This window comes from Micromonospora rubida (assembly GCF_009908295.1).
Classification (GTDB): Bacteria; Actinomycetota; Actinomycetes; order Mycobacteriales; family Micromonosporaceae; genus Micromonospora; species Micromonospora rubida.
On the sequence record NZ_JAAALO010000006.1, the window covers coordinates 28,221 to 52,072 of the forward strand.

Here is a 23,852-nt window from a genome sequence, read left to right on the forward strand (position 1 = left end):
GCGGGTCGGGCGGACCGGGCGGGTCGGTCGGACCGGGCGGGTCGGTCGGACCGGGCGGGTCGGTCGGACCGGGCGGGTCGGTCGGACCGGGCGGGTCGGTCGGACCGGGCGGGTCGGTCGGACCGGGCGGGTCGGGCGGACCGGGCGGGTCGGTCGGACCGGGCGGGTCGGGCGGACCGGGCGGGTCGGGCGGACCGGTCAGTTGGCGGCGGCCGGGGGCATCGCCTCGTCGGCGACGTAGTTGGCCATCGGCACGGTGATCACCGTCTCCCGCCCGGTCGCGTCCACGTACGGCGCGGGCGACTCGGCCAACGCGAACTGGGTGCGGTACAGCTCGGCGTAGAGCCCGCCGACGGCGACCAGCTCCTCGTGCCGGCCCCGCTCGACGATCCGCCCCTCGTCGAGGACCAGGATCTGGTCGGCGTCCCGGACGGTGGAGAACCGGTGCGCGATCACCAGCGCGGTACGCCCGGCCAGCGCCACCGACAGGGCCCGCTGCACCGCCGCCTCGCTCTCCGAGTCCAGGTGCGCGGTCGCCTCGTCGAGGATCACGATCGACGGGGCCTTGAGCAGCAGCCGGGCGATGGCGATGCGCTGCTTCTCGCCACCGGAGAAGCGGTACCCCCGCTCGCCGACGGTGGTCTCCAGCCCGTCGGGCAGCGACCGGACCAGATCGGCGACCTGCGCCCCCGCGAGGGCCGCCCAGATCTCGTCATCGGTGGCGCCCGGCCTGGCGTAGCGCAGGTTCTCGGCGATCGTCTCGTGGAACAGGTGGGAGTCCTGGGTGACCACGCCGATCTCGTCGCGCAGCGAGGCGAGCGTGGCGTCCCGGACGTCGACCCCGCCGACCAGCACCTGGCCGTCGCTGACGTCGTAGATCCGGGAGATCAGCATGGACAGGGTGGACTTGCCGGCGCCGGACGGGCCGACCAGGGCCACCATCTGGCCCGGCTCGACGGCGAACGAGACGCCCTTGAGCACCGGCTCGTTGACGGTGCGGTCCAGCGTGGTGACTTCCTCCAGGGAGGCCAGCGACACCTCGGCGGCGCTCGGGTAACGGAACCGGACGTCGTGGAACTCGACCCGGCCGTTGCCGCGCGGCACGGCGACGGCGTTCGGCTTCTCCTCGATCCCAGGGCGCAGGTCGAGCACCTCGAAGACCCGGTCGAAGGAGACCAGCGCGCTCATCACGTCCACCCGGACGTTGGACAGCGCGGTCAGCGGGCCGTAGAGGCGGGTGAGCAGCAGTGCCAGTGTCACCACCGTGCCGGCGCTGACGCTGCCGGCGACCGCGAGCCAGCCGCCGAGACCGTAGGTGAGCGCCTGGGCCAGCGAGGCGACCAGCAGCATCGCCACGAAGAACGTCCGCGAGTACATGGCGGACTGGATGCCGATGTCGCGGACCCGCTCGGCCCGGCCGGCGAACCGGCGCGCCTCCACGTCGGGCGAGCCGAACAGCTTGACCAGCAGCGCCCCGGCCACCCCGAACCGCTCGGTCATCGTGGCGCTCATCTTGGCGTTGAGGTCGTACGACTCGCGGGTGATGTCGGCCAGCCGCCGACCGACCCGGCGGGCCGGGATGATGAAGATCGGCAGCAGGATCAGCGACAGCACGGTGATCTGCCAGGAGAGGGTCAGCATCACCGCGGCGGTGAGCACCAGCTGGATGACGTTGCTGACCACCCCGGAGAGGGTGGAGGTGAACGCCCGCTGGGCCCCCATCACGTCGTTGTTGAGCCGGCTGACCAACGCGCCGGTCTGGGTGCGGGTGAAGAACTGCAGCGGCATCCGCTGGACGTGGTCGTAGACCCGGGTCCGCAGGTCGAGGATGATCCCCTCGCCGATCCGGGCCGAGTACCACCGCTGGGCCAGCGAGAAGAGCGCGTCGGCGACCGCCAGGACGGCGATGACCAGGGCCAGCCGGACCACGGTCGACCCGGCGTCCGGGCCACTGCGGCTGATCGCGTTGATCACGTCACCGGCGAGCACCGGGGTGGCGACGCCGATCACCGCGGCGATCACCACGGTGACCAGGAAGACGACCATGTCCCGCCGGTAGGGCCGGGCGAACTCGATGATCCGCCGGGCGGTGCCGCGCTTGAGCCGGTGGGCGGAGATCTCGTCCCGGTTGCGCATCGACCGGATCATGTGCCAACCGCCCATGCCGCCATCAGACATCGCGCGTCACCTCCGGGTTGTGGGCGGACTCGTGCCGTCGGGTCGATTCTCCCGACGCCTACGACAACCTCGGCCGTAACCCGATTCTTCCCGGACAGTCCTTACTGTCCGGGCCCGCCCGACGAGACCGTTCCGCCCCGCCCGACGAGACCGCTCCGGGCCCGCCCGACGAGGCTATTCGCCTCGGCCGGCGAGGTCGCGGAGGCGACGGGTCTGGGCCTCGCGTTCGGCCCGCTGCTGTTCGGCGTGGGACCGGCCCGCGGCACCGGCGAGCAGCGCCTTGATCTCCACCACGGCGTTCCGGTCGTTGGCGAGCAGACCGGCGGTGAGGTCGCGCACGGCGGCGTCCAGCTCGGCGTTCGGCACCACCAGGGTGGCCAGCCCGAGCCGGTCGGCCTCGGTGGCGTCCATCCGCCGGCCGGTGGCGCAGATCTCCAGGGCGCGGGCGTAGCCGACCAGCTCGACCAGCCGCTTGGTGCCGGCCAGGTCGGGGACGAGGCCCAGGGTCACCTCGGCCATGGAGAGTTTGGCGTCGGCGGCCAGCACCCGCAGGTCGCAGGCGAGCGCGAGCTGGAGGCCGGCACCGATGGCGTGCCCCTGCACGGCCGCCACCGAGATCACGTCCGGCCGGTGCAGCCAGGTGAAGCCGCCTTGGAACTCCGCGATCCGGTCGGCGCATTCCTGCTCGGGCAGGGTGGCCAGCTCGGCGAAGGAGCCCGGGCCGGAGGCTCCGGCCACCGACAGGTCGAGGCCGGCGGAGAACGCCCGCCCCTCGCCGCGCACGACGACGACCCGCACGTTGCCGGGCAGGTCCCGGGAGAAGTCGCTCATCGCGCGCCACATCGCCGGGGTCTGGGCGTTGAGCACGTCGGGCCGGCACAACGTGACCGTCGCGACCGGCCCGTCGCAGTCGAGTCGTACCCCGACCGCGCCGGGGGTCACCGGGCGGCCCGTGGGACGGCGCTGGTGGACGACGTCGGTGGGCGGGTCACGCCTTCTTGCGACGCCGGGCGCCGCCGCGCTGACGCAGCTGGACGCCGGACTCGGTGAGCACCCGGTGGATGAACCCGTAGGAACGCCCGGTGGAGGCTGCGAGCGCGCGGATGCTCTCGCCCGAGGTGTACCGCTTTACCAGGTCCTTGGCGAGCGTCTGACGCTCGGCTCCGACGATCCGGCGACCCTTCTCAGTGCTGGTGGCTGTGCCAGTGGCTGCCATGCTGATTCCTCACGTCCCAGACTGTGCGGTTCGGATACGGTCCCACCTATTAGACCGCCTCGAACGATCATGCGCCAGATATCAACTATTCGCCAACCGACACGCTATGCAGTGTCGGTTAACCGATAGAGTGACGATGTCCGCAGACTGAGGGTGCCCCCGCAACGGCGGGCGCGGCCGGGGCGGGCGCGGCGGCCGTACCCTGCCTGGCGTGACCGACCTGATCGCGACCGCGGCCAGCGCGGCGCTGGTGTTCGCCGCCACCAACATCGACGACGTCATCGTGCTGACCGTGCTCTTCGTGGCCGCCCGGAGCACCGGGAGGCCCCGGCCGTGGCACGTCGTCGGCGGCCAGTACCTGGGCATCGGCGCGCTGGTCGCCGCCGCCGTGGTGGTCGCCGCCGGGCTGCTCGTGGTGCCCGACCCGTGGACCGGGCTGCTCGGCCTGCTGCCGATCGCGCTCGGCGTGCGCGCCCTGCTGGCCCGGCGCGACGACGCCGAGCCGCCGGCCGTGGTCGGCGGGCTGCTGGGCGTGACCGGGGTGACGATCGCCAACGGCGCCGACAACATCGCCGTGTACGTGCCGGTGTTCCGCGCCCTCGACCCGCTCGACGGGCTGGTCTGGCTGCTGGTGTTCGTGGCGCTGGTCGGGCTGTGGTGCGGAGTCGCCGCCGGCCTCGGCAGCCACCCGGCGGTGGTCCGGCTGGTCGGCCGGGCCGGCCACTGGCTGGTCCCGGCCGTCTTCGTCGCGATCGGCGTGGTGATCCTGGTCAGCTCCGGCGTACTTACCCGCCTGACCGCCTGACCCCCGACCCGCCCCGACCCGCCGGGAGATCATGGAGTGCGGCGCTTCGCGAAAGGTGCATGAAGTCGCTTTCCGCCCGCCACAGCTCCATGATCGAGGCGGTGGGCGGACTCAGGCCAGCTCGACCAGTTCGAGCAGGTCGTCGCTCCAGGCGTCCTCGTCGCCGTCGGGGAGCAGGATCGCCCGGTCCGGCTTGAGCGCCAGCACCGCGCCGGGATCGTGGGTGACCAGCACGATCGCGCCCGGGTAGTTGGCGATGGCGTCGAGCACCTGCTCCCGGCTGACCGGGTCGAGGTTGTTCGTCGGCTCGTCGAGCAGCAGCACGTTGGCGCCGGAGCAGACGAGGGTGGACAGGGCCAACCGGGTCTTCTCCCCACCGGAGAGCACCCCGGCCGGCTTGTCCACGTCCTCGCCGGAGAACAGGAACGCGCCGAGGATCTTCCGCAGCTCGGTGTCGGTCTGCTCGATGGCGGCGGCGCGCATGTTCTCCAGCACCGTCCGGTTCACGTCCAGGGTCTCGTGCTCCTGGGCGTAGTAGCCCAGCCGCAGCCCGTGCCCGGCGTGCACCTCGCCCGTGTCCGGCTTGAGCAGGCCGCCGAGCATCCGCAGCAGGGTGGTCTTGCCGGCACCGTTGAGGCCGAGGATGGCCACCCGGGAGCCCCGGTCGACCGCCACGTTGACGTCGGTGAAGATCTCCAGCGAGCCGTACGACTTGGACAGCCCGGACGCGGTGAGCGGCGTCTTGCCGCACGACGCGGGGTTCGGGAAGCGGACCTTGGCCACCCGGTCGGAGACCCGGACCTCCTCCAGCCCGGAGATCAGCTTCTCGGCCCGACGGGCCATGTTCTGCGCGGCGACGGTCTTGGTGGCCTTGGCCCGCATCTTGTCGGCCTGGGCCATCAGCGCGCCGGCCTTCTTCTCGGCGTTGGCCCGCTCCCGGCGGCGGCGGCGCTCGTCGGTCTCCCGCGCCTCCAGGTACGCCTTCCAGCCCAGGTTGTAGACGTCGACCACGGAACGGGTGGCGTCGAGGAACCAGACCTTGTTGACCACCGACTCCAGCAGCGCGCCGTCGTGGGAGATCACGATCAGCCCGCCCTTGTGGTTGGCGAGGAAGCCGCGCAGCCAGGTGATCGAGTCGGCGTCGAGGTGGTTGGTCGGCTCGTCGAGCAGCAGGATGCCGCCGCCGTTCTCCCCGGCGTCGCGGAACAGGATCCGGGCCAGCTCGATGCGGCGGCGCTGACCGCCGGAGAGGGTGCCGATGGTCTGGGCGAGGGCCCGGTCGGGCAGGCCGAGGTTGGCGCAGATCCGGGCGGCCTCGGCCTCGGCCGCGTACCCGCCGAGGGCGGCGAACTGGTCCTCCAGGGCGCCGTAGCGGCGGACCAGCTTGTCCTCGACGCTGTCGGCGAGCTTGGCCTCGACCTCCTGCATCTGGGCCATCAGCACGTCGAGGCCCCGGGCGGAGAGCACCCGGTCCCGGCCGGTGACCTCCAGGTCACCGGTGCGCGGGTCCTGGGGGAGGTAGCCGACGGCGCTGCGCCGATCGATCTGGCCGGCGTACGGCTGCCCCTCCCCCGCGAGCACCTTCAGGGTGGTGGTCTTGCCGGCACCGTTGCGGCCGACCAGGCCGATGCGGTCGCCCGGCTGCACCCGCAGGGTGGTGTCGGACAGCAGGATCCGGGCGCCGGCGCGCAGTTCCAGGCCGCTGGCAGTGATCATGTGAGGGGCTCGCTCTCGAAATCTGGAAGGGCTGACTCATGGGCACGCGAAAGCGCCGGCGGGTCGATGGTTCCCGTCGGCGCGGGGCGGTTCAGCCTTCGCAGAGCAGCACGCCGCAATTGTACCGGGCGTCCCCGGGGACGCCCACGGTTACCGATCAAGATCATCGGGTACCGAGAATCCCGTCCGGACCCGGTCCGGTACCGCAACCGCCAAACGTGACGAATCGGTGATCGGGGTCAACATGGAGCTGAACGAGAACGCGCAGGTCGACACCAGCCAGGTGGACGATCGGCGGGGATCAGGGGGAGGCGGCGGCCTGGGCGGCATCCCGATCGGCGGTGGGCGCGGTGGCATCGTCGGCATCATCGTCGCCGTACTGGTCGCCCTGGTCGGCGGCGGCTTCGGCCTGAACGCCATGACCGGCGGAGGCGACGGCACCGAGCAGGGCGACAACACCTCGCTCACGCAGAAGTGCTCGGCCGAGGACGCCCTGAAGCAGCTCGACTGCCGCAACACCCTCTACGTCAACTCGATCCAGGCGTACTGGCGCACCGCCCTGCCGGAGGTCTTCGGCGAGCAGTACAAGGCGTCCAAGACGGTGTTCTTCAGCCAGGGCGTCAACACCGGCTGCGGCCAAGCCGACTCCGGCGTCGGGCCGTTCTACTGCCCCGCCGACGACCTGGTCTACATCGACCTGACCTTCTACCAGCAGCTCGCCGACCAGCTCGGCGCCAAGGGCGAGTTCGCCCAGCCGTACGTGCTGGCCCACGAGTACGGCCACCACGTGCAGGACCTGCTCGGCACCGAGGCGCAGATGCGCCGCCAGCAGCAGCGCGACCCGGACAGCGCCAACGCCCTGTCGGTGAAGCTGGAGCTCCAGGCCGACTGCTACGCGGGTGCGTGGGCGCGCAACGCCACCGGCACCGCGGACGAGAAGGGCCAGAAGATCTTCACCAGCATCACCGAGCGGGACATCTCCGAGGCCATCGACGCCGCCGAGAAGATCGGCGACGACGCCATCCAGCAGCGCTCGGGCCGCCCGGTCAACCCCGACGAGTTCACCCACGGCACGTCGGCGCAGCGCAAGCAGTGGTTCACCAAGGGGTACGACACCGGCGACCCGAAGCAGTGCGACACCTTCAGCGGGGCGCTGTGACGGCGGTGCGCGGGGCGCGCTGAACGCCTCCGCGCACAGGGGAACGGCACGGGTCCGGTCGTTGCGGCGACCGGACCCGTACGCGTCGAACCGGACTGCTCCGTGGATGCCGGCGACGGCGCGGGTCCGGCATAATCGTTCGAATGCGGGGCAATGCAACGACGTCGGACGGTGGCCCCGGCGGGCCGGCCGGGCGATGGTCGGCGCTGCGTGGCTCACTCGTCCTCACCGCCCAGCTGGTCACCGTGATGTTGATGACGGTCGTCACCGTCATCGCCTCCTGGCTCATCCCCCTGGGCGTCGGTGTGCTGATCTTTCCCGGCTGCGTACGCGTGCTGCACCGCCAGGCCGAGCGGCTGAGCCGGGCGGATCGGCGCTTCGCCGGCACCGGTTTCGCGGTGCCGAGCCTGCCGGACCCCGCCGGGTCCGGATTCGCCGCCGGGGCACGTCAGTGCTGGCGACTCCTCACCGACCGCGCCTTCTGGCAGCTGATGCGGTGGGCAGTCCTCGACCCGTACACCGGCGTCCTGCTCGCGATCACACCATTCGGGTACGTCGCCTGGGGCCTGTACGGCTGCGCGGCCATCCCGGTCCTCCACCTCGGCCTCGGCCTACGACCGACGGAGTGGTACGCGTTCGTTCCCGTCACGTCGACCAGCGCGGTGCCGTACGCCGTCGTCCTCGGCTGCGGCCTCGTCGTCTTCGGCGCCCTCAGCGGACCCTGGTGGTTGCGGACGCAGGCCCGCTGGTCGTCCGTACTGATCGGCAGCCACCTGGTCGATCTACAGGCGCGGGTCTCCGCCCTCTCGGCCACCCGCGAAGAGGTCCGCGACGACGCGGCCGCGCGGCTGCGCCGCATCGAACGGGATGTGCACGACGGCGCCCAGGCCCAGCTCGTGGCGATCACCATGAAGCTGGGAGTCGCCGAGACCCTCGTGCCCAGCGACCCGAACGCGGCGCTCGCCCTCATCGGGCAGGCGCGTGCCGACTCCCTGAACGCCCTCGGCGAACTGCGCGATCTCATGCGCGGGATCCACCCCCCGGTCCTCGCCGATCGGGGGCTCGGCGCGGCCATTGAGGCCATGGCCATCGAGGCGGCGCTGCCGACGACCACGCGGGTGCGGCTACCCGCACGGCTGGACTCCTCGCTCGAGAGCGCGGCGTACTTCGCCACCCGCGAAGTGCTCACCAACGCCGCGAAGCACTCCGGCGCGGCCCACCTCGCCGTGACGGCGGACATCGTGGACGGCCGCCTGCGCATCGGGGTGCGCGACGACGGCAAGGGGGGCGCGGTCATCGTGCCCGGCGGCGGGCTCGACGGTATCCGCCGGCGGTTGGCCGCCTTCGACGGCGCCCTCACCGTCAGCAGCCCGGCGGACGGCCCGACGGAAATCGTGCTGGAGGTGCCGTGCGCGTCGTCGTCGCAGAGGACCAGATAATGCTACGCGCCGGCCTGGTCAGCCTGCTCGAGGCCGTCGGTCATCAGGTCGTCGAGCAGGTGGGTACGGGACCCGAGCTGTGCCGGGTTCTCGGCGACTGGCGGGCCGACGTCGCGATCGTCGACATCCGCCTCCCCCCGACGCACACCGACGAGGGGCTGCAGGCCGTGCTCGCGGCACGACGGGTCCGTCCCGCCCTCCCGGTCCTGCTGTTCTCGCAGTACGTCGAGCAGCTGTACGTGCGCGAACTCCTCGCCGACCAGGTCGGTGGGGTCGGCTACCTGTTGAAGGACCGGGTGTCCCACCCCCGTCAGTTCATGGACGCCCTCACCCAGGTCGCCGGTGGCGGCACCGTGCTCGACCCGACGGTCATCAGCGCGCTCATCACCCGCGTCGAACGGCGCGGGCCCGTCGGCACCCTCACGGAACGCGAGCGGCAGGTGCTCGACCTGATGGCACAGGGACGCTCCAACGCGGCGATCGGCGACGAGCTGCACATCAGCGAGAGCGCGACGACCAAGCACATCTCGAACGTGTTCGCGAAGCTCGGTCTGCACGCGAGCCTCGACGACAACCGACGGGTCCTGGCGGTGCTGGCGTACCTCAACGAACGCTGAGCCCGCCGGTAGGGAAAACTGCACCCGGCCCGACGCCCAGCTCCAGTGTCCCGAGCCGTCGCCCGGTCGAGACTGGACGCATGGCGACAACGAACACCTTCCCTCCGGCCGCAGCGGCCAGGTCGCGCGTGACGACGATCATCGTCGCGTTCCTCGTGGCGTCGACCGCCGCCTCGCCGTTGTTCACGCTGGCCCAGGGGCTGACCGGGCTCCACCCGACCGTCCTGGTACTCACCCAGTTCTCCACCGCCGTCGGCGCCCTCGCCGTGTACGCGATCTGGCGAGGCCGCCTGCCCTACCCGCGTACGACCAAACGCGGTCTCCTCGCCCCCGCCTGCGCCGCCGTCGGGCTGGCGCTGGCGGTCATCCTCGTCCTCTGGCTGCTGGCGGTCGTCGAGCCGCACCGCTGGGAGCCACTCGACACCGCGACGCTTCCCGCACCGCTGGCCCTGATCCTGCTGGCGCAGTTCCTCGGCGCGGCCGGCGAGGAGGTCGGCTGGCGGGGGCTCGTACAACCCCTGCTCGAAACCCGCATGCCGGCGCTATTGGCCGCCGCCGTCACCGGCGTCTTCTTCGGGCTCGGCCACTTCTACGTGGCGGAGGCCGGAGTCGCGGTCTACGCCGTCTTCGTCGTCTCGACCATCGGACTCTCCGTCGCCGCGGCGGCCGTCACGGCCGGGCGCGCCTGGTGGATCCGCGTCCTCGTGGCCACCGTCCTGCACTGGGGCGTCAACATCGGCACACTTGTCGGCTTTCCGCACGCCGACGACTCCATGGCCTGGATGACCGACACCGCGATCGCCATGGGTCTCGTCGGCGTGGCCTGCGTCCCGTTCCTCATCCGGTCGACGCGCCGGGCATCGACCGCCTCACCAGCACCGCTAACGGCCGTCGGCGCCTGACAGATCTCACGCCAAGTTGCCGAGCAGCCAGGGTGGTCGGATGGCCCGGGGGAATCTCACCCCCGGGCTCCCACGGAACGGAGCGTGACAGTCTCCCGTCACTCCGCTCTTGCCATCTTGATCATCAGGGGTGTGTTGACCCAGGCCCAGTGGGCGAAGTACCTGGGGAACTGATTCACGATCCGTTCCCAGGCCGCCCGGACCTTCTTGCGGGGTCGTAGCCGTTTGTACTTCTTGCGGGTCCAGCGCACCAGGTAGGTGTTGATGCGCGCCAGGAGGGTGGCTGATGCCGTGCAGGGCGAGCATTTCGCGCTTCGCGGCCCGCTCGATGCTGGCGCGCTCGGCCTGCACCGCGTTGCGTTCGACCAGGTAGATGCGGATCCGCCGGTGTTCCCGTTCCAGGTCGCGGTGCCGGACGTGGTGGTCCTGCCAGGTCGGGCCCAGGTCGAACGGACGGGTCTCCAGCTCCCACGCCCCGACCTGGTAGTGCTTTCGGCTGCGGGCGATGCCGACGTCGTTCAGCAGACCCGGCAGGGCAGCGGAGAGTTCCCTGGTGACCCGGTGCCGCTCGTCCTGCGGCGGACGCCGCAGCAGCGAGCCGATCGTGGGGAGGTCGCCAGGCTGGTGCCCGGGTGCCGGCTCGGGCCCGTAGACGCCGTGCAGGTGGTTTTCCGACAGGGCGACGGTCAGGCCGGGCTTGGCCAGGAAGACCGCCGCCTGCACGAAGGGGATTCGGACCGGCGGCCCCGTACGTCGACCCTTGTGCTGGCCCGTAGCGACCTCGTCCTGGTTGGCGACGGTCTGGAGCAGGGCCTTGAGCTTCTTGGCCTTGGCGTCGGCGAGGTGCAGCGGATTGTCGAAGGTGCGGGTGCCGTTCGGGCCGTGCAGGATCCAGTTGGAGCCGCTGGACACCAGCCGGCCGGTGAGGCTCTTGATCTCGATCAGGTAGAGCCCGCTCGGGGCAGCCACCAGCAGGTCGACCTCGTAGGGGTGCCCGGTCTGAGCGGTGAAGGTGAAATTGGACCAGGCCCGGTAGGGCTCGGTGTCCGGTAGCAACGCCTGGACGTGCGCCAGCGCCTCCCGCTCGTGCGCGAATTGCGACGGCGTGATCGTGGTCCACCGGCCCTCTCGCATGGGTCGGATCTTAAGCCCCCGGCACACTCGGCGGGCTCGCCGCCGGTCGAAGATGATCGCAGTGGGCCCTTTAGGACACCGGCGACCCGAAGCAGTGCGACACCTTCGGCGGCAGCCTCTGACCCGCCGCCCCGGCACCCCCGCGACACGGCGGACGGGCCCGATCGCCGCCACGGCGACCGGGCCCGTCCCGTCCTCCGGGAGGGTTCAGACCTGCTGCCACAGGGCGGGGACGTTCGGCGGCTCCCAGCCCACCTGGGCCGTGTGCCCCTGCAAACACCGGTACGACTGGCCGGCGTAGATCACCGTCGCCCCGGCGGCGTACGAGGTACCCGCCTGCCAGGTCGTGTCACCGGGCGGATTGCTGGTGCCGGTGGGGGTGGGCGTCGGGCCGCCGCCGGAGGTGATCAGGCTCAGCCCGTACGCGGCCAGGATCGGGTTCACCGGCTGGAAGTACATGGTGCCGCCGCTGGTGCAGTTGCCCGAGCCGCCGGAGGTGACCCCCTGGGCCTGGCTGCCGGCCAGCCAGGAGCCGCCGGAGTCGCCCGGCTCGGCGCAGGCGTTGCTGCGGGTCAGCCCGGAGACGGTGCCCTCGGGGTAGGTGACGGAGGCGTTCTTCTGCTGGATGGTGCCGCAGCGCCAGCCGGTGGTGGACCCGGACCGGCAGACCGCCGCGCCGACGGCGGCCTCGGTGCTGCCGGCCACGGCGACCGTGCCGCCGCTGTAGGTGTTCACCAGCCCGCGCGGGGTGTTGCCGGCGTCCACCTGCACCCAGGCGTAGTCCCGGCCGGGGAAGGTGGAGCCCCGGAACGTGCCGCCCGGCTGGGAGGTCCGGGCGCCCACGCGGCCGCAGTGCCCGGCGGTGACGAACCCGCCCTGCACGGAGAAGCCGATCGAGCAGCGACTGCTGCCGATGTAGTACGCGTTTCCGCCGATCACGTCGGCGTACGGCCGGGGGTCCTCCGTGGTGGCCTGGACCCGGACCGTGCCGGCGGGCGCGCCGACGGCGAACGCCTCGGCCGCGGCGTCGCCGCCGGGGCGGGCCAGCACCACGACGCTGTTCGTGGGCAGGTCGGCGTACCAGCCGGTTACCCCGTCGGGTGCGTCGCCGGCCCGCCGGTCCAGCCGGTCCACCACCGCCGCCAGGGCCTGCTCGCCGTGCCGCACCCGCGCCGGGACCGCGCCGAGGTCACGCACCGTCGCGGCGTCAGCGGCGGTGGTGACGCCGACGGTCACGGCTGTGCCGTCGGGCGTCACCCAGGCGCCCCCGTAGCGGCTGCCGAGGGTGGCCCGCAGCACCTGCTGGACCCGGCCGGCCCGGGCGTCGGTGTCGAGCCGCGCGCGGGCCTGCGCCGGGGTCAGTCGCAGGTCCCGCTGGAGAGCGGCGAACATCTCCGGCGCGAGGCCGTCGGGGGCCGCGACGCCGGACGGGCCGCCGGGGGCCGGATCGGCACCGGGGTCGGCCTGCGCGGTCAGGGTGAAGGTGAGCACCGTGGCGGCGGCGCCCAGGAGGGCGGCGGCCATGGTGGCGGGTCGTCGGCGCATGGGGATCTCCTCGCGGACGGGGGGAGGGACCGGGTGGGCGGCGGGCGCGGTTGACCGCCCACCCGCCGCGCTACCGGCGAGCCAACTTTTGTTGTTAACTCTGTTGCCAGTACGGTAAGTGAGGCATACGGATGCGTCAATACGTTCCCCGACCGACCGCATCCGGCTGCCGCGACCGCCTGGAGTGGCCGTTGTCCCCCTCGCCCCACCCCGCCCCGGCCCGCCGCCGGACAGACCCCGGCCCACCACCGGCTCTGCCCCGGCACGTGCTGGACGTCCCCGCGTCCGACGGACTCCCGTTCGCCGTCGGCTCCTTCGCCGAGTTCGGGCCGCTGTCCCGCGCCGACTTCCCGCACCGGCACACCTTCTACGAGCTGTCATACGTGACCCACGGGCGCGCCACCCACGTCGTCGACCTCGTCGCGTACGCCGTCCAACCGCCCCAGCTCTTCCTCGTCACCCCCGGCCAGGTGCACCACTGGCGCGACGCGGACGACCTACGGGGGCACATCGTGCTGTGCGCCCCCGAGTTCCTGCTGGCCGACCCGAGCGACCGGGACGCGCTGCACCGCTCGGGCCATCGCTCGTGGCACCCGCGTGACGCCGCGCACGCGACCCGGATCCGGTCGGTGCTGGAACGGATGGCCGAGGAGCGGCGCCGGGCCGAGCCGGGCTGTCGCGGCGTGCTGCGGGCGTACCTGCACATCCTCGTCGTCGAGGTCGGCCGCTCGACGCCGGCCGGTCCGGCGGAACACCCTTCCAGCGACGCCCTGGCACACGTAGGCCGGGCCGCGACGGTGGCCCGCCGCTTCGACGAGTTGCTCGCCGACCCAGCCCTGCTCGGCGAACCGACCCAGGCCTACGCGCGCCGCCTCGGCGTCTCGGTGCGGCACCTCAACGAGACGGTCCCCCGGGCCACCGGCGCCACCCCGGCCCAGCTCATCCGCCGGGCCCGGGTGCTGGAGGCGAAGCGGCTGCTGGCCCAGACCGACCTCACCGTGGCCCGGATCGCCGCCCGGCTGGGCTTCGCCGACGCCCCCTACTTCTGCCGGTTCTTCCGCCGCGAGGTCGGCGACACCCCCGGCGGCTTCCGCCGGCACAGCGGAAAACACCACGACCCGGGCACCGATCACATCGACGATTACGGATAGATCTCCCTAGGGTCGGTGGCATCGGCCGGCCCGACCGGGTCGGCTCGGAAGGTCACCACCGAGCGACAGGGAGCTGCCATGACCGGCGCATCCACCGACGCGCACGAGCCCCGTGACACCAGCGGTGTCACCCGCAAGACCGTGCTGAGGGCCGTGGCCCTCACCCTGCCCGCCCCGCTGCTCCTCGGCGGCGCGGCGCGGGCGCTGGCGACGGCCGGCGAACCCACCGGGCCTGCGCTGACGCCCACTCCGATGTGCGACGACGGCGACGACCCGACGCCGGCGCAGACCGAGGGCCCCTACTTCAAGCCCAACTCGCCGCGCCGCACCTCCCTGATCGAGGCCGGCACGGTCGGCACCCGGTTGACTGTCAGCGGCTACGTCTTCGGCCTGGGCTGCCAGGCGATCCCCAACGTGCTGCTCGACTTCTGGCAGGCCGACGCGAACGGCGGCTACGACAACACCGGCTACCGGCTGCGCGGGCACCAGTTCACCGACGCGTCCGGCGCGTACCGGCTGACCACGATCGTGCCGGGCCTCTACCCCGGCCGGACCCGGCACATCCACGTCAAGGTCCAGGCCCCGGGTCGGCCGGTGCTCACCACCCAGCTCTACTTCCCCGGCGAGCCCCGCAACAACACCGACTCGCTGTTCAACCCGGACCTGCTGATGACCGTGCGCGCGGTGGACGGCGGCCGGGAGGCCACGTTCGACTTCGTGCTCAACGTGTCGCAGACCCCCTCCCCCACCGCCAGCCCCACCGGCACCCCGCCGTCGTCGGGCACCTGGGCGGCGGGGACCGCGTACCGGGCCGGCGACCGGGTGACGTTCAACGGCGCCAGTTACCGCTGTCTCCAGGCGCACACCGCCCAGGCGGGCTGGGAACCGCCGAACACGCCGGCGCTCTGGGCCCGCGGCTGAGCGGCTGAGCGGGCGACCCAGCCGACCAGGCGAGCGTGACGGGCGGTGCCCGGCGGGCGGCCCGCCACACCCGGCATCGGGCGGGCAACCGGGGACGGCGGGTACGCGTCAGGTGGCCGGGCGCACCGCCGAGGGCGGGCGCTCGCCGAGCCGCTCCACCGCGCGCAACCCCTCACGCATCAGGCCCAACGCCTCGTCGGGCCGGCCGGCGGAGGCGAGGTGATCGGCCAGCGCCAGCACGGTGCCCGCCAGCTCGCGCCGCCGGCCGGCGGCGCGGAACCCCTCGACCGCCGCCCGCAGGTAGCGCTCCGCCCCGGGCCGGTCGCCGGCGTCCGCGCGGAGCAGGCCGCGCACCCGCGCCGCCCGGGCGGCGCCGGGACCCTCGCCACCCCGGTCCAACACCTCCCCCACCAGCGCGTCCGCCGCCGCCGGCCGCCCGAGCGCCCGGTACGCCTCCGCCAACTCGACCGCCGCGTCCCCGGCCAGCCCCTGCTGACCGGCGGCGCGCAGCGCGTCGTACGCGGTGGTGAGGTCCACCAGCGCGCCCGGGACGTCCCCGGCGGCCCACCGGCCGCGCCCACGCGCCCGGTGGCACGACGCCAACTGCACGTCCAGGGTGGCCTGCCGGGCTGCCTGCCGGGCCTGTTCCGCCGCCGTGGCCGCCTCCGTTGTGCGGCCCCCCGCCAGCAGGCTGCCCGCCACCGCCAGGTGCAGCCCGGCCACCCGGGCCGGCTCGGCCAGCACCGCCAGGGCCAGGGCCCCCGCCGCAGCCTCCGCCGCCGCCGGTTCGTCGTCGAGCTGGAGGTGGCAGACCGCGAGTTCCGCGTGCAGGGTCAGCAGCACAGCGGGATCCGGATAGCCGTCCCGCACCAACCCGTCCCGGGCCGACGCCAGCAGGTATGTCGCGTACCGGAGGTCGCCACCGTGGCCCACCAGCACCGCGCGGACGGCGGTCGCCTCGGCGCGGACGTGCGGCACCGCCTCCGCCAACAACTCCTCGGCCCGGTCGAGCTGCGCCGCCGCCTCGTCGGCGTCCCCCCGCCGCAGGGCGAGGCCGGCGAGGCCGAGCCGGGCCCGGGCGACCAGGACCGGGGCGTCCAGCGACGCGGCGGCCGAGATCACCTCCTGGTAGCCCGTGCCCGCCCCGGCGGGATCGGCCGGCCCGGCGCAGTCGGCCTCGACCAGCCGCAGGTGCAGGCGCACCACCTCGGCCGGGGAGCGGCCGGTGGTCAGGTCGACCGGAGTGACTCCGAGCCGCTCGGCGAAGTGGGCGACGGCGTCGGCCGAGGGGGTACGCCGGCCGCCCTCCACCGCAGAGACGTAGGCCGCGGTGTAGCGCGGCTCGGCCAGGGCTCGCTGAGTGAGCCCCCGCGCGGCGCGTAGCCGCTGGAGGCGGGCACCCACCTGATCCCGCCGCTGCGTCACGTCAGTCGCTCCGCCGCGCGCAGGCCCCGGCGCAGCACCTCGGCCGCCCCGGGGCGGTCCCCCTCGGCGAGCAGCGACTCGCCGAGGTGTCGGCAGGCGACGACGACCTCCCCCATCAGCCCGGCCTGCTCGTACCGGTCGGCCGCCCGGGACAGCAACCGGCGGGCGTCCGCGCCGGCGCCCCGGCCCGCGCGCACCAGGCCGAGCACGAGGTCGGCCTCCGCCATCAGCTCCCGGTGCCGGCACTCGGCCGCCGTCCGGGCGGCCTCCCCGGCCAGTTCCTCCGCCTCGTCCAACGCGCCCTCCCGGCGGCGGGACTCGGCCAGCTCCAGGGTCGCCCCCGCGTGGTCGAGCACGGCACCGACCGCGCCGAGCATCTCCCGGGCCCGGCGCAGCTCCGGGCCGGCCTCGCCGGGCCGCCCGGCCCGGCGCAGTACGTACCCCCGGGCCCAGTGGCACAGCGCGATCTCCCGGGTGAGTCCCAGTTCGGCGTAGCGGCGAACCGCCTCGCGCAGGTAGCGGTCGGCCTCGTCCAGCTCGCCGTCGCGCCGGAGCTGGCCCGCGACGGCATAGAACTGGGCCACCCACTCCCCCCGGGTGGCCCGGCTCAACAGCGGCAGCGCGTCCCGCTCCAGCCGGCGGGCCCGATGCCGCCAGCTCAGCTCCAGGAACGTGTACATCAACGCGTTGGTCAGCCGCAGCTCGGCGTCGGGGTCGACCGGCGCCGACGCCCGCAGCTCCCGCAGCCCGTCCTCCAGCACGGCCACCGCGCGGGGGGCGTCCCCGTCGACGAGCAGGCAGTAGGACTGCCGGGCGAGCACCGCCGCGCGCAGCACGGGACAGTCCGCCGGCTGCCGCGCCGCCAGCCGCGCGTAGCCCGCCGCGGCGGCCGAAGCGCGGCCCCGGTGCAGGTCCACCTCCACCGCGTAGTACCGCGCCCAGCCGCCCAGCTCGGGCAGGTGGTAGTCGTCGGCCCGGCGACCGATGTCGGCTAGCGCGCGGTCAGCGGCGTCGAGGTCGCCGCCCGACAGGGCCCGTCGGGCCTCCGCCAGCTCCCCGCCCAGGCGGGACGCCGCGTCGGCCGGACGCCCGTAGCGCAGGTCGTCGACCGGCAGCCCAAGCCGGTCGGCGACGTGAACCAGCGCCTCCGGGCTCGGGGTACGGGTGCCGGACTCGATCGCGCCGAGGAACGCCCGGGTGTACCGGGGCGCGGCGACCTGCTGCTGGGTCAGCCCTCGGGCGGTGCGCAGGCGGCGAATCCGGTCACCGAGACGTTCCCCGCCCGGGCCGGCGCCACCGGCGACGCTGTCCGTCGCCTCCATTCCGACCCCCTTCGCGCGCTGCCGCCAGCCTAGTGGCCCGGGCACGCGCGTCGATCGGTCAGGGGGCGGCCGGTCCGGGATCCCGGACCAGGACCCGCACGGCGCGGGCCGCGTCCACCGCGGAGACCAGCACCGCGTGCCGGGGCTCCGGCACGTCGAGCAGCCGGTCGGAGCGCAGCGCGGCCAGCGGGGCCAGCCGCCCGCGGCGGTGCGCTCCTGCACGTACCGGGTGTCGACCTTGGACACCACGATGTCGCCGCCCGACCGTACGGCACTACCGGGCCGCGCCGGGCGCGGCCTCCGGTTCCGGTCGAGGACGCGATCGGCCGGGGCGGCCCGGGTCAGCGCACGAGCAGCATGACGACCGCGAGCACCCCGATGATCGCGCTGGAGACCAGAGCGGTCACCAGCCTGCCCCGGGGCCCGGTCAGCGCCCGGCCGACCAGCGTGCCACCGCCGGCGATCAGCAACTGCCAGCTCGCCGAGGCGAGGAACGCTCCGGCCACGAAGAGTACGGCGGATGGGCGGTCCGGGCCGACCGCCTCGTTGCGTCCGAGCACGAGCGCCACGAAGTAGACCACCGTCGCCGGGTTGAGCAGGGTCAGCGTCAGCACCCCGGCGAAGGCCCGCCCAGGGGTGCCGAGGCCCCGGCCGCCGCCCGCACCGGCGGACGTGGGGCGGGGGCGCAGCGCCCGCCACGCGGTGTGCCCGGCGAGGGCGAGCAGCACGGCCGCCGCCACCAGCCGCAGCGGCCCGGCGATCGGGGTCACCAGATCGGCGACCGCCGCCCCGCCGAGCACGGCGACGGCGGCGTAGAGACCGTCGGCGGTCGCCACGCCGAGCGCGGCGGCGGCGCCGACCCGGAACGACGTCCGCGCGCTGAGCCCCAGGATCAGCACGGCGATCGCGCCGACGGGCACGGCGACGCCGTAGCCGGCCACCAGGCCGGCCAGGAAGGACACGGTCACGACGGTCTGGAGTGGGCCGAGCCGGACCGGGGAGCCACGCGCTGTCGCCCCGTGGCCACGGCCACGACGACAGGGGCGAGGGTCATCCGGTACGTCTCGATCACGCGCTCATCCTGCCCCGCGTCCCCCCTCCCCACCACCCCTTTTCCCGCCCTGGTCCGGCGACCTCCGGGAGCGAGTTCCACATTCGGGCCACCCCGGGCGGTGGCACCCGTACCGCGACCGGGCGGCCGGGGCGCGGGGCCGAAGCCCCGCGCCCCGATGCCGGGCGGTGTGCCGGTGTGCCTGCGGCCGCTGCGCGATGGGGGTCCCGCCACGGTGGCGTGTGCCGGTCGCGCCGAGCGCGGCTCGGAGCTCGACCGCCGGATCGCCGTCGATCCGGCCGGAGGGCGCGAACGGGTCCTCCGAAGGCCGAGGCCCTCCGACGATCGCCGCGGCGTAACCGATCTGGTCACCGATCGCGTGCTGGAGCACCTGGGTTACCGTCCACTTCTCACATGGGGTGGGCCGCTCCCAGCGGAATCTTCCGTTCCGTTCCGAGATCAGCGGAGCGGAGCGGAATGATCCGTTCCACAACGGGGTTCGAGGGAGCGCGCCTCGGTGCTCACGCACGAACTGCCGCGCGCACCGAGGGCAGGTGCCGGGTGAGGACCCGGGCGTAGTCGGCCAGGATGTCGGTGGCCCGGTCGACGTGGTCGTACAGGGCCTCGTACTCGAGCTCACTCTCCTCGTTCTGGTCTTCCTTGAGCTGACGTGCGGCGGCGAGGACGCCGTCGACCTCGGTGGTCGCGGCATGGATCTCGTCGATCGCCGACGCGGGCAGGCCGATACGGGCCAGCGCCTGGCTCAGCTCTCCGGCGGTGGGTAGAGCGGGCATCTGGTGGTCGACCCAGGTGCCGGCCCAGAGTCGGCGGAGCCGCGCGTCCGGGTCGATGATGTCGTCCGTGACCACCATGCCTCCGTCCGGCGAGGGTCGCAGGGTGAGCCCCGCCCGCGCGACGTAGTCCGCTACGACGGCACGCAGCCCGTCGTCGGGGAGGTGCGGGCCCGGTGTGCCGGCGATGGCGACGGCGAGTTCGGCGAACTGCCGCTCGTCCTGCGTGGGATGCGGCAGATGACTCAGCTCCTCGTCGCCGAAGATGGCGCTGGGGTCGGCGGCGGCGGCGCGGTACCCGCTCACGGGCTGGCCCATCGCGGCGGACAAGACGGCGTAGCAGGCGAGGTCAGCCCACCAGGCCACGATGTGCCGGCTGTCGTCGCGGAGGTCCCGCGCGGCACGGCACGCGTGTGCCAGACGCACTGCGGCCAACGCCCGGGTCGGGTGGGGGCGGCTCCAGTACCCCGGACCCACCTCCCCCCGCACCAACGGTCCCTCGCAGTCGTCGTTGAGGACGCTCACCGCCTCTTCGACGGCGGCGCTCTCCGCGATGAGCTGCTCGGCCACAGCGGCGAGGCCGGTCAGCACGGCATCGACGGCCTCATCGGTCAGGCTCTCTCCGGCGGCGGCATTGGCGGCCGCGGCGGCTCCGTCTTGACGCTGGTCGCTCACAGGCTTCCTCCCGAGGGTTGGGTCAGCCAGCGCTGGCTCCGGCTGACCTGTGCCAAGAGGAGATCGTGACCGAGAGGGCTCCCTTTCCTGTCGCACGTGGCGTCCGTCCTTGTGGCACGCCGTACGCCGGCCAGGGCCGCCACGCCTCCGGCCCCCCGGGCGCGCGGAGGCGACTGCTGCGGGCTACGCCGGGTCGCGGACCAGGACGTGGACCGCCCGGGCGGCGATGACGGCCGCGACGAGCACCGCGCGGCGGGGCTCCGGCACGTCGAGCAGCCGGTCCGCGCGCAGCGCCGCCAGCGGGGCCAGCCGGCGGTCGGCGAGTACGGTCTCCACGGCCCGCCGGTCGCCCCCGCCGACCAGGGCGGCGAGCGTGGCCGCCTCGGGCAGGAGCAGCCGGACGGCCAGGTCGGCCGCGTCGCCCAGCGCCGCCTTCGCCTGGTTGTCCCGGCGGCGGGCGAAGCGCTGCTGCGACCAGCCGCCGGCGGCGGTGCGCCCCTGCACGTACTTCGTGTCGACCTTCGAGACGACGAGGTCGGGCCCCTCGGCGACGCCGACCGCCACCGCCCCCTTGCGGGCCAGCAGCAGCCCGATCCGGCGCGGCGCGGTCGCGGCGGCCACGAAGTTGGCGAGGTCGTCGGCCGGAGGCGCGCCCGGCGGGGCGTGCAGCTCCGCGGTGGCGCCGTCGGGGGCGGCGAGCAGCAGCCCGTACGCCTCGGAAGTGGTCTCCGGCGGGCCGTGCCGATCGGCGAAGTTGGCGACCCAGCGCGGTAGGCGGGCCGGGTCCACCTCGACCCATCGGCCGCCGCCGGCGGCGGGTCGGCTGTTCATTCGCCGACCGTACGGCATCCGGCGGCGCGATGGCCGGGGCGGGCGGGGCGGGCGGGGCGGGCGGGGCGCTCTGCCGCGTTCGCCCCGCCCCGGCGGGGACCGCGCCGTCACGCAGCGTGGCGCGCAGCAACGCCCGTCGGCGAGAGCCCTCGGGGCGGGTCAGCCGCGATCGCGCCGACCGGAACCGCGACACCCTAGCCGGCCACCATCCCGGCGAGAACCCCGCCGTCATGACGGAGGACGGCGGGTCGAGACGCAGCCGGACGAGTTCCGCTGTCGAGGCGCGGCGGGCGCGGCGTCGGCAGCGCAGACAGGGACCTGCATCGGGTACGCCTCGATCACGAGCCCACCATCGACCCTGCTCCCCCGCCGCCCAAGCATTTTCCTGGCCACCGCGCCGCCGGCAGCACCACCCCTGCCGCAGTCACGTTGCGTCACCTCCCCGCTCTGAGGGCCACGTCGCCTCGGTTCCTTTGCTTTGCTGCCCTCGGCGCAACACCAGCAATGAGCAGCCACTTCGCGTCGCAGGCCGGCACGAGCCAACGACAGGGCGAGTTACGCTCCGCAAGCGTTGCGTGGGGGGCAGCACGGCAAAGGGGCCGAGGTAGGTGCCCCGCAGGTCGGCGCGCCAGGCGCGGGGAACGCGGAAAGGCGGGGGGAACCCGGAAGACGTAAAGTCAGTGCGTTTGGCGCCTTGGCCGGCCTGCCCAAGAGCCAGCCGGGGCGGGCGGCGAGTGGGTGGGGCCGCCAGGGCGGGCGAGAAGAAAGCGCCGCGAGCGGCCCCCTGGACGGGGGCGCGCTCGCGGCGCGATGCGTGGTGCGGTTCGTTGGGTCAGACGTTGAAGCCGAGGGAACGGAGCTGGTCGCGCCCCTCGTCGGTGATCTTGTCGGGGCCCCACGGGGGCAGCCAGACCCAGTTGATCCGGATGTCGCCGACCAGTCCCCCGCCGGGGCCGGTGGTCAGCGCCTGCCGGGTCTGGTCCTCGATCACGTCGGTCAGCGGGCAGGCCGCCGAGGTCAGCGTCATGTCCAGGGTCGCGACGTTGTCGTCGTCGACGTGGACGCCGTACAGCAGACCGAGGTCGACCACGTTGATGCCCAGCTCCGGGTCGACGACGTCCTTCATCGCCTCCTCGACGTCGGCGACGGCGGCCTTGCCGCCGGCCGTCGGCGCGGTCGCGGTTTCTTCGCTGCTCATGCCTTCACCTCCGGGCTCGCGCCCACCCCGGCGCGTGCCGCGGCGTCCTTGAACGCCATCCACGGCAGCAGCGCGCACTTGACCCGGGCGGGATAGCGCGCGACACCCGCGAACGCCACCCCGTCACCGAGCACGTCCTCGTCCGGCGTGACCTGGCCACGGCCGGACATCAACTCGACGAACGCCTCATGCACCGCGAACGCCTCGCCCGCGCCCCGACCGCGCAGCAGCTCGTGCAGCACGCTCGCCGACGCCTGGCTGATCGAGCAGCCCATGCCGTCGTACGAGATGTCGTGCAGCACGTCGCCGTCGGTGGCGACCCGGACGGTCACCTCGTCGCCGCAGGTCGGGTTGACGTGGTGCGCCTCGGCGACCTGGTCGGCCGGGTCCTCGGCGTCGCGCAGGCCACGACCGTGCGGGCGCTTGTAGTGGTCCAGGATGATCTCCTGGTAGAGCTGGTCGAGCTGCATCAGTCGAACACCTTCCGCACCTGCTCCAGACCGCCCACCAGGGCGTCGATCTCCTCGGTGGTGGTGTACAGGTAGAACGAGGCCCGCGTCATGGCCGGCACGCCGAACCGGGTGCACACCGGCTTGGCGCAGTGGTGGCCGACGCGCACCTGCACGCCGAGCGAGTCGAGCACCTGACCCACGTCGTGCGGGTGGATGTCGCCGAGCGCGAACGAGATCGTCCCGCCCCGGCCCACCGGCACGGTCGGCCCGAAGATCCGCAGGTCGGGCACGGCGGAGAGGGCGTCCAACGCGTACGCCGTCAGCTCCTTCTCGTGCCACTGGATCGCCCGCATGCCGATCCCGGTGAGGTAGTCCACCGCCGCGCCGAGCGCCACGGCCCCGGCGATCGGCGGGGTGCCCGCCTCGAACCGGGCCGGCGGGGCGGCGAACGTCGACCCGGCCATGGTGACCGTCTCGATCATCGAGCCGCCGCCGAACACCGGGGGCATCGCCGCGAGCAGCTCGCCCCGGCCCCAGAGCACGCCGACGCCGGTGGGGCCGCACATCTTGTGCCCGGTGAAAACGATGAAGTCGGCGTCGAGGTCGACCACGTCGATCGGCAGGTGCGGCACCGACTGCGAGCAGTCGAGCAGCAGCAGCGCCCCCACCTCGCGGACCCGCGCGGTGATCCGGGCGGTGGCGTTGACGGTGCCGAGGATGTTCGACATGTGCACCAGCGAGACGATCTTCGTCCGCTCGGTGACCAGGTCGTCCAGCCCTGACTCGTCCAGTCGCCCCTGGTCGGTGACCGGGAACCAGCGCAGGGTCGCGCCGGTGCGCTCGGCCAGCAACTGCCACGGGACGATGTTCGAGTGATGCTCCATCTCGGAGATCACGATCTCGTCGCCGGGGCCGAGCCGGAAGCGGGGATCGGCGTCGGCACGCGGCGAGGCGTTGGAGAACGCGTACGCCACGATGTTGATCGCCTCGGTGGAGTTCTTGGTGAACACCACCTCGTCCACGCTCGGCGCGTTGACGAACGCGGCGATCTTCGCCCGCGCGCCGTCGTACGCCTCGGTCGCCTCGGTGCCCAGCGTGTGCACCGAGCGGGACACGTTGGCGTTGTGCAGCGCGTAGTGCTCGGTGAGCGCGTCGAGCACCTGGCGCGGCTTGTGCGAGGTGTTCGCGCTGTCGAGGTAGACCAGCGGGTGTCCGTTGACCTGCCGGTCGAGAATCGGGAAGTCCGCGCGCACCGCCGCCACGTCGAAGCGCGGCACGTCGTCGAACTGCGGCATCCCCTCGGGGATCGTGATGGTGGTCATCT

At 73.6% G+C, this 23,852-nt stretch carries 23 protein-coding genes; 7 read left to right on the forward strand and 16 right to left on the reverse strand.

The genetic code is table 11. The features are described 5' to 3' along the window. Positions 1 to 198: 198 nt before the first annotated feature. The 3 genes from GVV04_RS21990 to GVV04_RS22000 form a co-directional block, all read right to left on the reverse strand. Positions 199 to 2,178, reverse strand: a complete 1,980-nt coding sequence (locus tag GVV04_RS21990; protein WP_161690005.1) for an ABC transporter ATP-binding protein — start codon at positions 2,176 to 2,178, stop codon at positions 199 to 201. A 174-nt stretch (positions 2,179 to 2,352) separates the two neighbouring features. Continuing rightward, positions 2,353 to 3,120 carry an enoyl-CoA hydratase/isomerase family protein gene (locus GVV04_RS21995; RefSeq protein WP_161690006.1) on the reverse strand — a complete coding sequence of 256 codons (768 nt, stop codon included), beginning with the start codon at positions 3,118 to 3,120 and terminating at the stop codon, positions 2,353 to 2,355. A 46-nt stretch (positions 3,121 to 3,166) separates the two neighbouring features. Then, positions 3,167 to 3,394 (reverse strand): helix-turn-helix domain-containing protein, encoded by a 228-nt coding sequence (locus GVV04_RS22000; protein ID WP_007462679.1) that lies wholly within the window; start codon positions 3,392 to 3,394, stop codon positions 3,167 to 3,169. A gap of 211 nt (positions 3,395 to 3,605) precedes the next feature. Between GVV04_RS22000 and GVV04_RS22005 the strand changes: the two genes are divergently transcribed. Further along, positions 3,606 to 4,199 carry a cadmium resistance transporter gene (locus GVV04_RS22005; protein WP_328822513.1) on the forward strand — a complete coding sequence of 198 codons (594 nt, stop codon included), beginning with the start codon at positions 3,606 to 3,608 and terminating at the stop codon, positions 4,197 to 4,199. A 111-nt stretch (positions 4,200 to 4,310) separates the two neighbouring features. Here the strand turns inward: GVV04_RS22005 and GVV04_RS22010 are convergent, their stop codons facing one another. Next, a complete protein-coding gene (locus GVV04_RS22010) occupies positions 4,311 to 5,915 on the reverse strand; it encodes an ABC-F family ATP-binding cassette domain-containing protein (protein ID WP_161690007.1) in 1,605 nt (534 codons plus the stop codon). 244 nt (positions 5,916 to 6,159) lie between these two features. Between GVV04_RS22010 and ypfJ the strand changes: the two genes are divergently transcribed. From ypfJ to GVV04_RS22030, 4 genes are all read left to right on the forward strand, one after another. Further along, a complete protein-coding gene (gene ypfJ, locus GVV04_RS22015) occupies positions 6,160 to 7,074 on the forward strand; it encodes a KPN_02809 family neutral zinc metallopeptidase (RefSeq protein ID WP_161690550.1) in 915 nt (304 codons plus the stop codon). Between the two features lie 143 nt (positions 7,075 to 7,217). After that, a complete protein-coding gene (locus tag GVV04_RS22020; protein ID WP_161690008.1) occupies positions 7,218 to 8,513 on the forward strand; it encodes a sensor histidine kinase in 1,296 nt (431 codons plus the stop codon). Next, positions 8,483 to 9,130 (forward strand): LuxR C-terminal-related transcriptional regulator, encoded by a 648-nt coding sequence (locus GVV04_RS22025; protein WP_161690009.1) that lies wholly within the window; start codon positions 8,483 to 8,485, stop codon positions 9,128 to 9,130. Before GVV04_RS22020 ends, GVV04_RS22025 begins: the two co-directional genes overlap by 31 nt. Before the next feature lie 128 nt (positions 9,131 to 9,258). After that, complete coding sequence (locus GVV04_RS22030; RefSeq protein WP_161690010.1) at positions 9,259 to 10,032, forward strand: CPBP family intramembrane glutamic endopeptidase; 774 nt, start codon at positions 9,259 to 9,261, stop codon at positions 10,030 to 10,032. Between the two features lie 6 nt (positions 10,033 to 10,038). Here the strand turns inward: GVV04_RS22030 and GVV04_RS22035 are convergent, their stop codons facing one another. Both GVV04_RS22035 and GVV04_RS22040 read right to left on the reverse strand, forming a co-directional pair. After that, positions 10,039 to 11,166, reverse strand: coding sequence for an NERD domain-containing protein (locus GVV04_RS22035; protein ID WP_161690011.1), 1,128 nt, complete (start codon positions 11,164 to 11,166; stop codon positions 10,039 to 10,041). 207 nt (positions 11,167 to 11,373) lie between these two features. Continuing rightward, on the reverse strand, positions 11,374 to 12,711 hold the full coding sequence (locus tag GVV04_RS22040; protein ID WP_235966711.1) for a carbohydrate-binding protein: 1,338 nt from the start codon (positions 12,709 to 12,711) through the stop codon (positions 11,374 to 11,376). 191 nt (positions 12,712 to 12,902) lie between these two features. Here GVV04_RS22040 and GVV04_RS22045 point away from each other — a divergent pair, with 191 nt between their 5' ends. Both GVV04_RS22045 and GVV04_RS22050 read left to right on the forward strand, forming a co-directional pair. After that, on the forward strand, positions 12,903 to 13,862 hold the full coding sequence (locus GVV04_RS22045) for an AraC family transcriptional regulator (RefSeq protein ID WP_201753938.1): 960 nt from the start codon (positions 12,903 to 12,905) through the stop codon (positions 13,860 to 13,862). 78 nt (positions 13,863 to 13,940) lie between these two features. Next, a complete protein-coding gene (locus GVV04_RS22050; protein ID WP_161690013.1) occupies positions 13,941 to 14,783 on the forward strand; it encodes a carbohydrate-binding protein in 843 nt (280 codons plus the stop codon). 108 nt (positions 14,784 to 14,891) lie between these two features. On the opposite strand, the gene GVV04_RS22055 is transcribed toward GVV04_RS22050, so the two are convergent. The 10 genes from GVV04_RS22055 to GVV04_RS22095 all read right to left on the reverse strand — a co-directional run bounded on the left by GVV04_RS22055 (position 14,892) and on the right by GVV04_RS22095 (position 23,850). Continuing rightward, on the reverse strand, positions 14,892 to 16,208 hold the full coding sequence (locus GVV04_RS22055; protein WP_161690014.1) for a helix-turn-helix domain-containing protein: 1,317 nt from the start codon (positions 16,206 to 16,208) through the stop codon (positions 14,892 to 14,894). Then, positions 16,205 to 17,530, reverse strand: a complete 1,326-nt coding sequence (locus tag GVV04_RS22060) for a helix-turn-helix domain-containing protein (RefSeq protein WP_161690015.1) — start codon at positions 17,528 to 17,530, stop codon at positions 16,205 to 16,207. Before GVV04_RS22060 ends, GVV04_RS22055 begins: the two co-directional genes overlap by 4 nt. A 58-nt stretch (positions 17,531 to 17,588) precedes the next feature. After that, positions 17,589 to 17,726: a hypothetical protein gene (locus GVV04_RS22065; RefSeq protein ID WP_328822537.1), complete on the reverse strand. Its 138-nt coding sequence runs from the start codon at positions 17,724 to 17,726 to the stop codon at positions 17,589 to 17,591. A 145-nt stretch (positions 17,727 to 17,871) separates the two neighbouring features. Further along, positions 17,872 to 18,498: a LysE family transporter gene (locus GVV04_RS22070; protein WP_161690016.1), complete on the reverse strand. Its 627-nt coding sequence runs from the start codon at positions 18,496 to 18,498 to the stop codon at positions 17,872 to 17,874. A gap of 108 nt (positions 18,499 to 18,606) precedes the next feature. Then, positions 18,607 to 19,221 (reverse strand): maleylpyruvate isomerase N-terminal domain-containing protein, encoded by a 615-nt coding sequence (locus GVV04_RS22075; RefSeq protein ID WP_328822514.1) that lies wholly within the window; start codon positions 19,219 to 19,221, stop codon positions 18,607 to 18,609. Next, positions 19,103 to 20,047, reverse strand: coding sequence for a hypothetical protein (locus GVV04_RS34465; RefSeq protein WP_328822515.1), 945 nt, complete (start codon positions 20,045 to 20,047; stop codon positions 19,103 to 19,105). The genes GVV04_RS22075 and GVV04_RS34465 overlap by 119 nt, the downstream gene beginning before the upstream one ends. Positions 20,048 to 20,230: 183 nt before the next feature. Beyond that, entirely contained in the window at positions 20,231 to 20,878 is a 648-nt protein-coding gene (locus GVV04_RS22080) for an acVLRF1 family peptidyl-tRNA hydrolase (protein WP_161690018.1), read from the reverse strand. Positions 20,879 to 21,710: 832 nt separating this feature from the next. Further along, positions 21,711 to 22,076, reverse strand: a complete 366-nt coding sequence (locus GVV04_RS22085) for a metal-sulfur cluster assembly factor (RefSeq protein WP_328822516.1) — start codon at positions 22,074 to 22,076, stop codon at positions 21,711 to 21,713. Further along, positions 22,073 to 22,546: a Fe-S cluster assembly sulfur transfer protein SufU gene (sufU, locus tag GVV04_RS22090; protein ID WP_161690019.1), complete on the reverse strand. Its 474-nt coding sequence runs from the start codon at positions 22,544 to 22,546 to the stop codon at positions 22,073 to 22,075. Before sufU ends, GVV04_RS22085 begins: the two co-directional genes overlap by 4 nt. After that, positions 22,546 to 23,850 carry a cysteine desulfurase gene (locus GVV04_RS22095; RefSeq protein WP_161690020.1) on the reverse strand — a complete coding sequence of 435 codons (1,305 nt, stop codon included), beginning with the start codon at positions 23,848 to 23,850 and terminating at the stop codon, positions 22,546 to 22,548. Before GVV04_RS22095 ends, sufU begins: the two co-directional genes overlap by 1 nt. Between the last annotated feature and the right edge of the window lie 2 nt (positions 23,851 to 23,852).

Excerpts from the sequence above, each read along its gene's own strand:
- GVV04_RS21990 (WP_161690005.1), bottom strand. The coding sequence starts at position 2,178 with ATGTCTGATGGCGGCATGGGCGGTTGGCACATGATCCGGTCGATGCGC.
- ypfJ (WP_161690550.1), top strand. The coding sequence starts at position 6,160 with ATGGAGCTGAACGAGAACGCGCAGGTCGACACCAGCCAGGTGGACGAT.
- GVV04_RS22085 (WP_328822516.1), bottom strand. The coding sequence starts at position 22,076 with ATGAGCAGCGAAGAAACCGCGACCGCGCCGACGGCCGGCGGCAAGGCC.
- GVV04_RS22020 (WP_161690008.1), top strand. The coding sequence starts at position 7,218 with ATGCGGGGCAATGCAACGACGTCGGACGGTGGCCCCGGCGGGCCGGCC.
- GVV04_RS22000 (WP_007462679.1), bottom strand. The coding sequence starts at position 3,394 with ATGGCAGCCACTGGCACAGCCACCAGCACTGAGAAGGGTCGCCGGATC.
- GVV04_RS22095 (WP_161690020.1), bottom strand. The coding sequence starts at position 23,850 with ATGACCACCATCACGATCCCCGAGGGGATGCCGCAGTTCGACGACGTG.
- sufU (WP_161690019.1), bottom strand. The coding sequence starts at position 22,546 with ATGCAGCTCGACCAGCTCTACCAGGAGATCATCCTGGACCACTACAAG.
- GVV04_RS22010 (WP_161690007.1), bottom strand. The coding sequence starts at position 5,915 with ATGATCACTGCCAGCGGCCTGGAACTGCGCGCCGGCGCCCGGATCCTG.
- GVV04_RS22050 (WP_161690013.1), top strand. The coding sequence starts at position 13,941 with ATGACCGGCGCATCCACCGACGCGCACGAGCCCCGTGACACCAGCGGT.
- GVV04_RS22035 (WP_161690011.1), bottom strand. The coding sequence starts at position 11,166 with ATGCGAGAGGGCCGGTGGACCACGATCACGCCGTCGCAATTCGCGCAC.
- GVV04_RS22060 (WP_161690015.1), bottom strand. The coding sequence starts at position 17,530 with ATGGAGGCGACGGACAGCGTCGCCGGTGGCGCCGGCCCGGGCGGGGAA.
- GVV04_RS22040 (WP_235966711.1), bottom strand. The coding sequence starts at position 12,711 with ATGCGCCGACGACCCGCCACCATGGCCGCCGCCCTCCTGGGCGCCGCC.
- GVV04_RS22080 (WP_161690018.1), bottom strand. The coding sequence starts at position 20,878 with ATGAACAGCCGACCCGCCGCCGGCGGCGGCCGATGGGTCGAGGTGGAC.